General features: G+C 59.3%; 12 protein-coding genes. 4 read left to right on the top strand and 8 right to left on the bottom strand.

Features of this window, described 5'->3' with window-relative positions; all coding sequences use genetic code 11:
• Nucleotide 1: 1 nt before the first annotated feature.
• The 3 genes from FMF02_RS06750 to FMF02_RS06740 are packed head-to-tail and all read right to left on the bottom strand — an operon-like array spanning nucleotide 2 to nucleotide 2,851.
• The gene (locus FMF02_RS06750; RefSeq protein ID WP_141412588.1) at nucleotides 2-1,147 is read right to left on the bottom strand and encodes a DNA polymerase III subunit; all 1,146 of its coding nucleotides are present in this window, start codon (nucleotides 1,145-1,147) and stop codon (nucleotides 2-4) included.
• A 6-nt stretch (nucleotides 1,148-1,153) separates the two neighbouring features.
• Nucleotides 1,154-1,339, bottom strand: coding sequence for a hypothetical protein (locus tag FMF02_RS06745; protein ID WP_141412587.1), 186 nt, complete (start codon nucleotides 1,337-1,339; stop codon nucleotides 1,154-1,156).
• 12 nt (nucleotides 1,340-1,351) lie between these two features.
• Entirely contained in the window at nucleotides 1,352-2,851 is a 1,500-nt protein-coding gene (locus tag FMF02_RS06740) for a lipopolysaccharide biosynthesis protein (RefSeq protein WP_141412586.1), read from the bottom strand.
• 324 nt (nucleotides 2,852-3,175) lie between these two features.
• On the opposite strand from FMF02_RS06740, the gene lipA reads away from it, so the two are divergent.
• The 3 genes from lipA (at nucleotide 3,176) to recJ (ending at nucleotide 6,607) form a co-directional block, all read left to right on the top strand.
• Nucleotides 3,176-4,078 carry a lipoyl synthase gene (gene lipA / locus FMF02_RS06735; protein ID WP_141412585.1) on the top strand — a complete coding sequence of 301 codons (903 nt, stop codon included), beginning with the start codon at nucleotides 3,176-3,178 and terminating at the stop codon, nucleotides 4,076-4,078.
• A gap of 79 nt (nucleotides 4,079-4,157) precedes the next feature.
• Nucleotides 4,158-4,838, top strand: coding sequence for a lipoyl(octanoyl) transferase LipB (gene lipB / locus FMF02_RS06730; RefSeq protein WP_141412584.1), 681 nt, complete (start codon nucleotides 4,158-4,160; stop codon nucleotides 4,836-4,838).
• A 5-nt stretch (nucleotides 4,839-4,843) separates the two neighbouring features.
• Complete coding sequence (recJ, locus tag FMF02_RS06725; protein WP_026074919.1) at nucleotides 4,844-6,607, top strand: single-stranded-DNA-specific exonuclease RecJ; 1,764 nt, start codon at nucleotides 4,844-4,846, stop codon at nucleotides 6,605-6,607.
• Nucleotides 6,608-6,675: 68 nt separating this feature from the next.
• Here the strand turns inward: recJ and FMF02_RS06720 are convergent, their stop codons facing one another.
• The 3 genes from FMF02_RS06720 to FMF02_RS06710 all read right to left on the bottom strand — a co-directional run bounded on the left by FMF02_RS06720 (nucleotide 6,676) and on the right by FMF02_RS06710 (nucleotide 9,582).
• The gene (locus FMF02_RS06720) at nucleotides 6,676-7,119 is read right to left on the bottom strand and encodes a hypothetical protein (RefSeq protein WP_141412583.1); all 444 of its coding nucleotides are present in this window, start codon (nucleotides 7,117-7,119) and stop codon (nucleotides 6,676-6,678) included.
• A 13-nt stretch (nucleotides 7,120-7,132) separates the two neighbouring features.
• A complete protein-coding gene (locus FMF02_RS06715; protein ID WP_141412582.1) occupies nucleotides 7,133-8,164 on the bottom strand; it encodes a hypothetical protein in 1,032 nt (343 codons plus the stop codon).
• A 425-nt stretch (nucleotides 8,165-8,589) separates the two neighbouring features.
• Nucleotides 8,590-9,582 (bottom strand): malate dehydrogenase, encoded by a 993-nt coding sequence (locus tag FMF02_RS06710; protein ID WP_026074920.1) that lies wholly within the window; start codon nucleotides 9,580-9,582, stop codon nucleotides 8,590-8,592.
• Between the two features lie 329 nt (nucleotides 9,583-9,911).
• Here FMF02_RS06710 and FMF02_RS06705 point away from each other — a divergent pair, with 329 nt between their 5' ends.
• Complete coding sequence (locus tag FMF02_RS06705; protein ID WP_019130552.1) at nucleotides 9,912-10,922, top strand: YeiH family protein; 1,011 nt, start codon at nucleotides 9,912-9,914, stop codon at nucleotides 10,920-10,922.
• Here the strand turns inward: FMF02_RS06705 and FMF02_RS06700 are convergent.
• Nucleotides 10,917-11,951: an acyltransferase family protein gene (locus FMF02_RS06700; protein ID WP_141412581.1), complete on the bottom strand. Its 1,035-nt coding sequence runs from the start codon at nucleotides 11,949-11,951 to the stop codon at nucleotides 10,917-10,919. The genes FMF02_RS06705 and FMF02_RS06700 overlap by 6 nt on opposite strands.
• Nucleotides 11,941-13,224, bottom strand: coding sequence for an FtsW/RodA/SpoVE family cell cycle protein (locus FMF02_RS06695; RefSeq protein WP_019130554.1), 1,284 nt, complete (start codon nucleotides 13,222-13,224; stop codon nucleotides 11,941-11,943). The genes FMF02_RS06700 and FMF02_RS06695 overlap by 11 nt, the downstream gene beginning before the upstream one ends.
• Nucleotides 13,225-13,285 lie beyond the last annotated feature (61 nt).

Below are 13,285 nucleotides of genomic sequence, written 5' to 3'. Positions count from 1 at the left end.
CCTATTTTCGTCGAATCTGTTTGCTGACGCTCAGCGCGAAGTGCGTAAAGACGATCGTCGGATTGCCGTTCTGCGTGATCTGACGCATCGCCCGTTCGATCTCGTCGAGCAGGAACTCCACGTTCTCGTTGCCGATAAAGGGGGCGAACTTCCCGCAAAAATCGGCTTCGGCGCCCCACAGGTAGCTGATGTCGGCCAATCCGGCGTGGAGCATGTAGCTCTCGCGCAGCAGACGCGCCGCGTGGCGCAGGAACACCCGCTGCTGTTCGCGCGAGAGATGCGCCACCTCCTCGGCCCACGACACCAGTTCGAGGTGTTTGTCGTTGTAGCTCAGCCGCATGAGCGAGCAGAACAGTCCGAAACAGTCGCGCGTCAGTTCGTCGTCCTCGCCCGCCAGCAGCCGTTGCAACGTCAGATAATCGCCTCCGGCCAGCCGCGCGAGGTTGTGCAGCCGCGCTGGATCGCTCTGGCCGTGCCGCGCCGCCACCGCCTCCAACACCTCGGTCGAAATGCGCGGAACGGCCACCTCCTGCGTGCGCGACAGGATCGTCTGCAACAGCCGGTCGGGAGCCTCGCTCACCAGCAGGAAAACGGTCTTCTCCCACGGCTCCTCCAAAATTTTGAGGATCTTGTTGGCAGCCTCCTCGTTCATCGTCTCCGGCAGCCAGACGAGCATCACCTTGTATTCCGCCTCGAAACTCTTGAACGAAAGCTTGCGGATGATCTCGTCGGCCTCGCGGGCCGAAATCGCGCCGCGCAGCGTCTTGCCCAGGTCGAGCGCGTCGTACCACTCCTGCGGCGAGAAATAGCCGTTCGAGCGGGCGAATACCGTGCGGAACAGCGGCAGGAAGGCATCCGACGTAATCACTTCGCCCGACTTCTTGCCCTGCTTGTTGACCGGAAAGACCAGATGCAGGTCGGGATGCGCGAGGGCTGCGATCTGCCGGCAGTCGGGACAGACGCCGCACGAATCGCCGTCGGCGCGGTGCCGGCAATTGAGGTACTGGGCGTAAGCCACCGCCAGCGGCAGCGTGCCCGCACCCGCCGCCCCCGTAAAGAGCTGCGCATGGCTCACGCGCCCCGCCGCGACGCTCGCAACCAGTCGCCGTTTGAGCTCCTCCTGACCGATAATATCCCGAAACTGCATCTTGCGTCAACGTTTTTTATTCCGCTTCACCGCCCGCACCGTCTGCACGACGGCGATCGCGACCAACCCCATGACCGAGGCGGCCAACACGCCGTTGCGCACGACGCCCGGCTCGCTGTAAAGCGCCCGGACGCCCACGATGAAAATAGCGAAACTCAGCGACAGAATCAACAACTTATTCTTGGTTTCCATCTTTTTCTCAATTCATCGTTTCACGACCGATCGCAACAGCCGCCCCACGTCGATATGCTCGCGCCGCACGGCGAACAGGCCGAACAGACCGAACAACACGCCGTTCACCGCATATTCCGCGCCGCGCACGGGGAGCCAACGCGCGAAAACCGCACTGGCGAAGAAAACGCCCAACCCCAGCGCGACATACTCGCCGATACGGCGCAGGTCGTAGGGCGTGGGGTAATAGCGCCGGTTGAGCCAGTAGCTCACCCCGACCATCGCCGCTTCGCTCGCGAGCCGCGCCCACGCCGCGCCCACGTAACCCAGCGCCGGAACGAGCGCCACGTTCATCACGACGGTGAAGAACAACCCCGTGAAGGTGACCCACACGGCCAGCTGCGTCCGCTCCTCGCGCTTGTACCAGAACGAGAGGTTCAGCCACACGCCGCTCAGGACATTGGCCCCCAGCACCACCGGCAGGATGAAGATCCCCTCGCGGAAATCAGCCCCCACGATCAGGGAGAAGAGATCCTTGAAGAGGGCGATGCCCAGAAAGATGAACATCGAGGCCATCACGTAGTATTTCATCGCCGCGGCGTTCATCGCCACGAAGTCGCTCTTGCGGTAGTCGGCCAGAAAAAAGGGTTCGGCCGCCAGGCGGTACATCTGCGTGAAGAGCATCATCACCACCGCGATCTTGGTAATGGCGCCGTAAACCCCCAACTGCGCCATCGCCCCCGCAGGGACGAGGTACTTGATCATCTGCCGGTCGATGAACTCGTTGGCCGTACCGGCTACGCCGCTGACGAGCAGCGGCAGCGAATAGACCAGCACCGCGGCCAGCAACCGGCGGTCGATGCGCGGCACCGTGCGGTCGGTCGTCAGCAGGATGACATTGAACGTCACCGCGCTGGCGATGAGGTTGGCCACGAAAACCCACCCGACGCCGAAGGGCGTACCGTAGAGTCCGGCCAGTGCGAACCCGATGGCCAGCGCGACGTTGACCACCACGCCGAGCGCCTTGATCCCCACGAAAGTCATCGCCCTGCCCTGTTCGCGCAAACGCGAGAAGGGCAGGCACGCCGCCACGTCGAACCAGACGACGGCGGCCACGAGCAGCACGTACTCCGGATGCGCCACGTAGGCTTCGCCCATCCACTCCGCCACGCGCTCGCGGCCGAAGGCCGTCAGCAGGAAAAAGAGCGAGGCCGCGAGCAGCGTCACGCCCCACGCGGTGGCGAACAGGCGCCGTTTGCCCGCCCGCGCCCGTGCGGCGATCTCGCCCTCCGTGCCGCCCGCAGCCGCGGCTGCGGCGTCGGCCTTGGCCGCAAAACGGAAATAAGCCGATTCGAGCCCCATGGTGAGCACCACCAGCGCGAACGGAATCAACGCATAGACGTCGGTAACGATGCCGTAAGCCTCCGGCTCGAACACCCGCGTGAAGACGGGCGTGAGCAGGTAGCTCAGAAAACGCACCGCAATGGTGCTGATACCGTAAACGGCGGTCTGTTTGGCCAGCTTTTCAAGCATCTCTTCTCAATCACTCCCGCGCACAAGGCGTTTTATCCTGCAAAGATACGAATAAGCGAGAGCAATGTCAAATTTATTTGAACATTGCCGAGCGGGAGTATCTTCGGCATCAGCCAAAGATACGATTAAGCCGAGCGCAATGCAAATTTATTTGCTTTTTGCCGAGACGAAGTACCCAAGGCGTCAGCCAAAGGTACGAACCAGCTGCGGCATCTCCTGCTGCGCGTTTCCAAAAAGAACGTAACGAAGGGTTTTTTATGGTGCGAAGTTGACCGTATTGTTTTTTTTCGTATATTTGCATCAATTGGAAAATAATGAACTTAAATGCCGAAGTTGTATGACAACAAGGTAGACGTAGCGAAAAAACCCGGCTGGCTGAAAATTCGCCTCCACCGCACGACGCAATTCGCCGAGGTGGACCGGATCGTTCGGGAACATGCCCTGCACACGATTTGCAGCAGCGGGATGTGCCCCAACAAAGCCGAATGCTGGAGTCGCCGGACAGCTACCTTCATGATTCTGGGCGATGTCTGCACACGGAGCTGCCGTTTCTGCGCCACGCGCACGGGACGTCCGCTTCCGCCCGACGATGCAGAGCCCGGGCAACTGGCCCGCAGCGTGAAGCTGATGGGTCTTCGGCACGTTGTCGTAACATCCGTTACACGTGATGATCTGCCCGACGGAGGCGCCCGCCACTGGGCTGCCGCCGTCGAAGCCATCCGTCGAGAGAATCACGACGCAACGATCGAGCTCCTTATTCCAGATTTCGACGCCCGCCCCGAGCTGTTGGACACGGTGGCGGCGGCGAAGCCCGATATTATCGGGCACAACATCGAAACCGTCGAGCGACTCACCCCGCAGGTGCGTTCGCGCGCCCGTTACGCGACCTCGCTCCGCACGCTGGAGCTGCTCGCACGACGCGGCGCCGCGACCAAAAGCGGCCTGATGCTCGGCCTCGGCGAAAGCGATGACGAGGTGTTGCAAACGCTGCGCGACCTGCGCCGGGCAGGAGTGCGGATCGTCACCCTCGGCCAGTATCTTCGACCTACATTGGAGCACTATCCCGTTGCGGAATACATCACTCCTGAGAAATTCGAAGCGTACCGGCAGCAGGCGCTCGCCATGGGATTCGATTACTGCGCGAGCGCACCGATGGTGCGTTCGTCGTATCGGGCCCAGGAAGCGCTCGCAGCAATTAAAAATGAGAAATCAGAGACGAGGCATTAGCCGCCGCCCGAATTCCCGAACGGGGAGGAGGTTCCGGTCCGTTTCTGATTCGCCGTTTTTAATTTTTAACTTGACTCGTATGTTGACTGTTCGGACGATCGACCTGGGGCGTATGCCCTACCGCGACTGCTGGGAGTACCAGCAGCGGCTGTTCGACGTCCTCACGGCGCGCAGGGGCGATGCCTCGGACGAGGCGGGCTGGCTCCTGACGGTCGAACATCCGCCGGTCTACACGCTCGGCAAGAGCGGCAAGGCGCAGAACCTGCTCGTGGGAGAGGAGTTCCTGCGGGCCAAAGGAGCCGAGTACTACCACATCGACCGCGGGGGCGACATCACCTTCCACGGCCCCGGACAGGCGGTCTGCTACCCGATTCTCGACCTCGCCAGACTGGGAATCGGCCTGAGGGAGTACATCTTCCGACTGGAAGAGAGCGTCATCGAGGTCGTGGGCCGCTACGGCATCCGGGGCGCCCGCATCGCAGGCGCTTCGGGCGTCTGGATCGTCGAAGAGGGCGCCGCGCCGCGCAAGATCTGCGCAATAGGCGTCCGCGCATCGCGTTTTGTTACCATGCACGGCTTCGCCCTCAACGTCTCGACCGACTTGGAGTGGTTCGGCCTGATCAATCCCTGCGGATTCGTCGACAGGGGCGTGACCTCGATCGAACGCGAGACGGGGCGCACGGTGCCGATGGACGAAGTGAAGAAATCGATTGTAACCGTTTTAAGCGAGAAATTAGATGTTAAAATATATAATAAGTAAACAGTATGCCTATAGAAAAAAGATGGGTTGTCAAACCGCAAGGCGACCCCGCGACCGTGGAGGCGCTCGCCTCTGCGCTGCGGATTCCGCCCGTGTTGGCTAACCTGCTCGTACAAAGAGGCATAGACACCGAAGAGAAGGCACATTCGTTTTTCAATCCGCAGCTCTCGGACCTCCACGACCCCTTCCTGATGAAGGACATGGACCGCGCCGTGGAGCGTGTCGAGGCAGCCGTCCGCAACCAGGAGAAGATCATGGTCTACGGCGACTACGACGTGGACGGAACGACGGCCGTGGCGCTGGTCTACAAGTTCCTGCGGCACATCGGCCACCGCAACCTGCTCTTTTACATACCGGACCGCTACACCGAAGGGTACGGTATCTCCGTCAAGGGAATCGATTACGCCGCCCGCAAGGGGGTGACGCTCATCATCGCCCTCGACTGCGGCATCAAAGCCACGGAGAAGGTAGCCTATGCGAAGACTCAGGGCGTGGATTTCATCATCTGCGACCATCACCTCCCCGCCGAGGAGATTCCCCGTGCGGTAGCCGTTCTCGATCCGAAACGCACCGATTGCACCTACCCGTTCGACGAGTTGTCGGGCTGCGGCGTAGGATTCAAGCTGGTGCAGGCCTATGCGATGAAAAACGGGATGCCTTTTTCGTCGATCGCGCCGCTGCTGGACCTGCTGGTGGTGAGCATCGCCTCGGACATCGTGCCGCTGGTGGGCGAAAACCGCATCCTGGCCCATTACGGGCTCGAACTGCTCAACCGCGCGCCGTCGAAGGGTCTGCTGTCGATCATCAAGATCTGCGGACTGAACAAGCACTCGATCACCATCGACGACATCGTCTTCAAGATCGGGCCGCGCATCAACGCCGCCGGCCGTATGCGGATGGACGAAAACGACGAAAACGCCGCGCCGTCGGGCGGATACGCCGCCGTGAACCTGCTCGTCGAGAACAACGAGAGCGACGCCGAAGACTACGGGTCGATCATCGACGCCTTCAACCAGGACCGCAAGTCGATCGACCGCCACGTGACGCAGGAGGCGCACGAGATCATCGAGAGCGACCCCGAACTGAAAAACCGCAAGAGCACGGTCATCTACAATCCCAGGTGGATGAAGGGCATCGTCGGTATCGTCGCGTCGCGCCTGATCGAGACCTACTTCCGGCCGACGGTCGTCCTGACGCAGAGCAACGGCTTCGCGACGGGTTCGGCCCGTTCGGTGCCGGGCTTCGACCTCTATCAGGCCGTAGAGTCGTGCGCCGACCTGCTGGAAAACTTCGGCGGGCACATGTACGCCGCAGGGCTCACGATGCGGCCGGAGAACGTCGGGGAGTTCACGCGGAGGTTCAACGCCTACGTCGAAGAGAACATCGATCCGCAGATGCTCGTTCCGCAGGTGGACGTCGACGCCGAACTGCTCTTCTCGGAGATCACGCCCGCATTCCGCCGCGAGCTGAAACGGTTCGAACCTTTCGGGCCGGGCAATGCGGCGCCGATCTTCGCCACGCGCAGCGTCAGCAACCGCGGCGACGCCAAACTGGTGGGGGCCGAGTGCGAACACCTGCGCATGGACCTCACGCAGCGGCAGAAACCCAACACGACGTTGCAGTGCATCGCCTTCCAGCAGCCGGAGCATTTCGAATGGATCCGGTCGGGGCGGCCGGTGGACGTATGCTATCAGATCGTGGAGAACCACTACCGCGGCACGGTCTCGACGCAGCTGCGCATCAAGGACATCAAGCGGGTGGAGAAATAGCGCGAAAGCGCATCGCTGCGAATCGGGGTGCGGATTTCGAATCCGCACCCCGATCGTTTAACAGGAAATCATGCCTCGCGGCCTCTGCTCCGGCGGCAAAGCAGACGCTTCATGCCGTAGAAGATCGCCGTCAGCAGGACGGCCGCCACGAGAGCCGCCACACTCATCCGTCCCGCCGCGAAAGGCTCGTCCGCCGCCCCGCGGCTCAGAAAAGCGAGGACCGAGAAGAAGTAGAGGCCGACGAAAACATACAGGAACAGCGCCAGCGGCTTGCGCACCGATTCGCGCGGACGCGACACCTGCGCACCCTCGTTCAGTTCGGGATACCACCGCCCCACGACGACATCGTTGAAGAAGCCGAAGGCGAAAGCGGCCGCCAGCGCATAGACCATCGTCCACACGAGCGACAGCCGTTCGTCGGGCTGCTGAGATTCCGACGGCAGAAGAGTCATCAGCCAGAAAAAAAGCAACGCATTGAACGCAAATTCGTAGACTTTGTACGGTCTCTCCATAGCAGAATTATATTTAATTCGGTTCGATCTCCAAAACGAAAGGCTTCGACACAACTAAACTATTTCCAAGGAACTCACTAAAAGCTATGTCATAAGTATCTTTATAAGTATAATTTACAAATTCGTTAATAAGAGATACAGAATAACCTGAACCAAGTGCTAATTGAGTTATTAAATCTGAAACGGATGCAACCGCAGCTGTACCTGCCACAATAGCTGCTCCTGCTTTCCATGCCAAAGGTCCTCCACACCAAAAGCCACGCCCAAAATAACCGATAGCAGCCCCTATTCCTGCTTTGAAATCTTCTGTACCGGCCTGTTTCCAATTAAGGCCCAACCAACCTCTTGTCATAGAACAATTTAATGACACTGAAGAGTTCGAAAAAGGTTTGGTTACAAGAGGAGGTATTACTACTCCTAAAGAGTCGCAAATTCGATCGAAGTTCGCATGCCAATATTGAAATGTATTCTCTGCGATAGATAAACCCATTAACAATATTTGGCGCTCTGTTTTATTTTGCATTTTCTCTACTGAGACCCTTATATCGTTAAGTCGATGATTCAAAGAAACTAAATCAAAGTCATCATCATTAAACATCTGACAAATCTCAGCTTCTCTTAAACGATAAGTAAGTGATGGCGAGAAAGTATTAGTAGTATCAATTAATCCCATACGAACTGAATCACATGATTTAATCAAATAGTTTCTAATTTCAACTTTTTCTTTTGCCGGAATTGCCAAACAATTTATTGCTTCTAATGCCTCAAGTTCAAAACGAATTGGCTTAATTGGTTTGATAGGGCCAATAGGATCGTTTGGATCTGGTTCCGGTATAACAATGCTTCTACTGTCACTCGTTTGTGTCAAAATCCGGTCAAATATATATTCAACCATTTGATTATGATCCACGCCAACCTGTTCGCATATTGCATCTTGAGAATCGATACGATCTACATTTACACCACCTTCATTAGAAGAACATGAAACAATAAAGAAAACAGTCAATATAAATACGACTGATCCGAGAGAGAGAATTTTTTTCATAATTTTTCTGTGTTTAAAATTACTTCGATGTAAGAGAGGCGCCATAAACATCGTTTCGCAAATATAGGAAATCTGTTACATAATTCAAAAATATTTTTAATAATATTTTAAATATTTTATCATTTGCTTTTAATTTAGAATTATTCAACAATAAACACAAACACATACATAAAAAAACGAGAGTTTATACTTTCATATTATAACACTACTCTCCTGTTAAACTAACTTTATCAAATAATACATGCCTTTAATAGCATCTAACCCTTGTAACAAACACAACAAATATACTGTATACCAAGACTTTGCAAAAAAATAAAAAACATCTCGACCTACAAAAATTGTAGATCGAGATGCAATAAATACACTTGTTCTCGAAGAGAACCGACTCCGTAATGCCTTACGGATAAATCCGTCCGCTCCTCCGATCAGAGATTGGGATTGATCTTCGACCACTCCGATACGGGCGGCACGATATTGAGCGTGACGAGCTCGTCGCGCATCTTGCAGAGGTGCTCGTAGCTGGCGTCGAGGCTGGCGACCTCGTCGGCCGTACCCGTCGGAACCTCGAAGTGGCAACCCGTAGCGTCGAGCGTGGTCTTCATGGCCATCATGATGCACTTGTACTTCTCGTTGTTGACGAACGTGCCGGCCGGCCAGCGGAACGCCTCGCCGCCCATGGCCGAACGGATCATCTCGACCGAGAGGTAGGACGGGCTCTGGAACGACGAACGGCCGCGCAGCTCGATGATCTTGGCACCGCCCTTCGTCACGTCCTGCTGCATCTGCTTCCACTCCTCGACGGGGAACTCCGCCGTACCGATAATCTCGCTCAGCGGCTTGCCGGCAACCTTCACGGCGCTGCCGAACACGGCCATCTGCTCGCCGTGGCCGCCATAGGTGGCGCAACCCGTGATCTGGTTCTGCATCACGCCGAACTTCTTGGCCAGCGCACTCTGCAAACGCGTCGAGTCGAGCGCCGCGAGCGTCGTCACCTGCGAAGGTTTCAGACCGGAGTAGAGCAGCGTCACCAGACCCGTCAGGTCGGCCGGGTTGAAGATAATCACCACGTGCTTCACATCGGGGCAATAGGTCTTGATGTCCTTACCCAGCTGCTCTGCGATCTCGCAGTTGCCTTTGAGCAGATCCTCGCGCGTCATGCCGGCCTTGCGCGGTGCGCCGCCCGAAGAGATGATATACTTCGCGTCGGTGAAAGCCTCCTTCACGTCGGTCGTCGCCGTGATGTTCACGCCGTCGAAACCGCACTGGCGCATCTCCTCGGCCACACCCTCCGGAGAAAAGACATCGTACAGGCAGAGATTGGAGGTCAGACCCATCATCAGGGCGGTCTGCGCCATGTTCGAGCCGATCATGCCGGCAGCGCCGACGATCGTCAATTTTTCGTTTGTCAGAAAAGCCATAGCTACAATATTATTGTTAGTGAATTAACAGTGATCGCACCACAAAAGTAATACTTTTTTTCAATTAATGTACACTTTCTTTACATTTGTTCGAAAAATCGCCCCGTTTCTGCGACGGATGTCGTATCTTTGGGCCGCTTTTCCGCAAAAGAGAGCGGCGAAGAGATCCTCTCCGGACGGAACCCGCCGCGCCGGAAGACGACTGCGCAGGATCGGCGACTGGAAATCCGACGCAGGCAGAACGTCGGAACAGGAGTCCGCCGCATCTCCTCTTCGACCGATCCCGCAGGCGGACCGAATCGCAACGTCGAACTCATACACGAAAGACTATGTTCTCTGAAAAACACGGAAACATCCTCCACGGCATCCTGCTCATCGCACTCTTCTCGTGCGCAGCGTTCTATCTGGCCGACACGCAGCCGGCACGCAGTCTCTCGTTCAGCCCGCTCATTCTGGGCATTCTGCTCGGAATGCTCTATGCCAACAGCCTGCGCAACCATCTGCCCGAAACGTGGGTGCCGGGCATCCTGTTCTGTTCGAAACAACTGCTGCGCGCGGGCATCGTGCTCTACGGATTCCGCCTGACCTTCCAGAGCGTGGCGGCCATCGGCGCGCCGGCCATCGGCATCGACGCAGCGGTGGTCGCGGGGACGCTCCTGCTGGGCGTATTGCTGGGCCGTGCGCTGAAAATGGACCGCGACCTGGCGCTGCTGACCTCGACGGGCAGCGCCATTTGCGGCGCGGCGGCCGTGCTGGGCGCCGAACCCGTCGTGAAGGCCGCGCCGCACAAGACGGCAGTGGCGGTCTCGACCGTAGTGATCTTCGGTACGGTCTCGATGTTCCTCTATCCGGCGCTGTGGCGCGCCGGCATTCTCGGCCTGACGCCCGAACAGATGGGCCTTTACACGGGTGCGACGCTGCACGAGGTGGCCCACGTCGTCGGGGCGGGCAATGCCATGGGCGCCGAAATCGCCGACGGCGCGGTCATCGTCAAGATGATCCGCGTGATGATGCTGGCGCCGGTACTGCTGGTCATGAGCCTGCTGCTCGCCCGCCGCACGAAGGGCGGTGCGGGCCGCGCGAAGGTCACGATCCCGTGGTTCGCGTTCGGATTCCTGGCCGTCATCGGATTCAATTCGCTCGACCTGCTGCCCGAGGCGGCGGTGGCGGGAATCAATTCGTTCGACACCTTCCTGCTGACGATGGCCATGACAGCGCTGGGGGCGGAGACCAGCATCGAAAAGTTCAAACGCGCCGGCGCGAAACCCTTCCTCCTCGCCGGACTGCTCTACCTGTGGCTGCTGGGCGGAGGCTATCTGCTGAGCCGCTGGATCCTATAAACCCAGCAGGCGGAGCGACAGACGGCCTCCCGCCGTGAAGGAGGGTATCCACCGCCGCGCCATGCGTCCCACGGCCCAGGGAATGAGGACGCCCGACAGGAAGAGCAGCGCCGAAAAGAGGGCGGGATCGACCGCCAGACGGGGATAGAGCAGGCCGCGCAGGAGGCCGACAGGCAGCACGTGGAGCAGGTAGACCGTAAAGGTATACCTGCGCAGATCGTCCGCGAGCGGCAGGCGCAGCCTGCGGTCGACAGCCAGCGCCGCACACGAGGCGACGAAAAGGATGCCCGCCGCCGCATAGAACGGTGCGGCGGCGTGCGACGGGAACCGAAGCGTCACGAGCGACGCCGCACCCCAGAAAACGAGCGACGAGGGGCGGGCCAGCCGCGGCCACAGCCACGTGCGGCCGTCGCAGGCGACGGCTCCCAGCAGGAAAAAGCCGGTATACCACAGTACGTCGGGCAGCATCAGCAGCTCGCCGCCCGTCGGGGCGATCAGCCGGTTGGCGGCGATGCACGTCCCCGCAACCGCGGCGAGCGCAGCCGGCCGGCTGCGGACGATCCGGTCGACGGCATATCCCGCAAGACTCACCTCGAACAGCACTTCCAGAAACCAGAAGGGACGGATCGGATTGTCGGCCGGATAGAGAAAGGCGTGCAGATAGGCTGAAAAACTCAACTCCGACGGCCGCATGGCATAGGCGCTCAACAGCCCCTTGGGGATGAATACGAGCGTCGTCCACACGACAAGCGGCAACAGCAGCCGCAGCGCACGGCGGCGTGCGAAAGTCCCCGCACCGACCTGTCCGCTCCCTCCGCCGTAACGGAACAGATAGCCCGAAAGGGCGAAGAAGAGCGGCATGTGGAAGGCGTAGATCCAGCGGAACAGCGCCGTCGAAGCGAAACGGGAATCCACTCCCGAATGGCCCGCTACGACCAGCAGGATCCCGATCACGTAGCAGAGATCGATCCGACGGTCGCGCGGGAGACGATCCGCCGGTCGGGACGTCGGGATCGGACTACTTTTCATAAATCGACTCGGAGCGGGGCGTATCGTGCGAATGTTCGTCGTTCTGGCGGCTGACGCTCAGGATCATCCCCAATGCGATGACCGTGAAGAGCACCGACGAGCCGCCGCGCGAGATGAGCGGCAGCGTCTGTCCCGTCTCGGGCATCAGGTTGACCGTCACCATGACGTGCAGCAGCGCCTGACAGGTAATCATGAGCGCAAGCCCCAAGACCAGCAGTCCCGGAAAGGCGGTGCCGCAGCGCACGAAGATTTCGCGGGCGCGGAAGAAGATCCACAGGTAGAGCATCAGCAGGATACCGGCCAGGATGATCCCGTACTCCTCGACGAAAAAGGCGTAGGCGTAGTCGCTTTCGGGATGGATCATCTCCACGCGCATGGCGCTCTGGCCCGCCCCCTCGCCCAGCAGTCCGCCGTTGTGGATGGCGATCATCGAACGTTCGGTGTCGGTGAGCCGGTCGATCGGTTTCTCGGTCTGCGACGACGTCCACAGGTCGATCCACGTACTCACGCGCCCGCCCGCCGTCTCGCTGCGGCCCAGATTGAGCAACCCCGCCAGCAGCAGGGCAGCGCAGGCCAGCCCCACGAGCCGCACCAGCTCGCTCACCCGCACGCGCCCGATGAGCATCATCACCAGCGAGGTCAGAAAGACCAGCATCGCCGACGACGTATGCGCCGGAAAGATCACCGCACACGACAGCACGACGGGCAGCAGGATGGGCCTCGTCCCCTCGCGCCAGATCTTGCGCTGCGCGGGCCGCCCCCACCGGAAGGGGTTGAGCGACGGGACGATCCGGATGCGGTCGATCTTGCTCTGGCACGACGAAAGGCGGCGTGCCAGCAGCAGGATCGTGGCGACCTTCAATGCCTCGGAGGGCTGGAACTGGAATCCCGCGACGGGAATCCACCGCGCGGCGCCGTTGGTCGTGGCGCCGATGAAGTAGACGGCCAGCGTAAGCAGCAGACTCAGCACATAGACCGGCTGCGCCAGCCGGTTGTAGACGCGGCAGTTGATCTTGTGGACGATGACGATGATCGGGACGCAGAGGATCAGAATCCCCACCTGCTGACGCAGGAAATGCGCCGTCGAACGCGCCGTATGGGCGTCGTAGGCCATTTTGGCCGTCGACGAGTAGACCACCAGCACCGAAATGACGGCCAGCGCCGCAATGATGATCCACAGGACGCGGTCGCCGGTAAACACCGAGCCGACCAGCGCCCGCAGGCCGCTCTGCGGCGCGGAGGATGCAGTTTCGGAAGATCGGGTCTCTTTCATTGTTCAGTCGTCGTTAGCGCCGTGCGACGGGTCTTCCCGCACCGCACGGACTCGTCATCGG

The sequence above is a fragment of the Alistipes communis genome, assembly GCF_006542665.1.
Taxonomy (GTDB): domain Bacteria; phylum Bacteroidota; class Bacteroidia; order Bacteroidales; family Rikenellaceae; genus Alistipes; species Alistipes communis.
Note: the sequence above shows the minus strand (reverse complement) of the source record. Positions and strands in the feature narration are given on the sequence as shown.

Excerpts from the sequence above, each read along its gene's own strand:
- FMF02_RS06750 (WP_141412588.1), bottom strand. The coding sequence starts at position 1,147 with ATGCAGTTTCGGGATATTATCGGTCAGGAGGAGCTCAAACGGCGACTG.
- FMF02_RS06745 (WP_141412587.1), bottom strand. The coding sequence starts at position 1,339 with ATGGAAACCAAGAATAAGTTGTTGATTCTGTCGCTGAGTTTCGCTATT.
- FMF02_RS06740 (WP_141412586.1), bottom strand. The coding sequence starts at position 2,851 with ATGCTTGAAAAGCTGGCCAAACAGACCGCCGTTTACGGTATCAGCACC.
- lipA (WP_141412585.1), top strand. The coding sequence starts at position 3,176 with ATGCCGAAGTTGTATGACAACAAGGTAGACGTAGCGAAAAAACCCGGC.
- lipB (WP_141412584.1), top strand. The coding sequence starts at position 4,158 with ATGTTGACTGTTCGGACGATCGACCTGGGGCGTATGCCCTACCGCGAC.
- recJ (WP_026074919.1), top strand. The coding sequence starts at position 4,844 with ATGCCTATAGAAAAAAGATGGGTTGTCAAACCGCAAGGCGACCCCGCG.
- FMF02_RS06720 (WP_141412583.1), bottom strand. The coding sequence starts at position 7,119 with ATGGAGAGACCGTACAAAGTCTACGAATTTGCGTTCAATGCGTTGCTT.
- FMF02_RS06715 (WP_141412582.1), bottom strand. The coding sequence starts at position 8,164 with ATGAAAAAAATTCTCTCTCTCGGATCAGTCGTATTTATATTGACTGTT.
- FMF02_RS06710 (WP_026074920.1), bottom strand. The coding sequence starts at position 9,582 with ATGGCTTTTCTGACAAACGAAAAATTGACGATCGTCGGCGCTGCCGGC.
- FMF02_RS06705 (WP_019130552.1), top strand. The coding sequence starts at position 9,912 with ATGTTCTCTGAAAAACACGGAAACATCCTCCACGGCATCCTGCTCATC.
- FMF02_RS06700 (WP_141412581.1), bottom strand. The coding sequence starts at position 11,951 with ATGAAAAGTAGTCCGATCCCGACGTCCCGACCGGCGGATCGTCTCCCG.
- FMF02_RS06695 (WP_019130554.1), bottom strand. The coding sequence starts at position 13,224 with ATGAAAGAGACCCGATCTTCCGAAACTGCATCCTCCGCGCCGCAGAGC.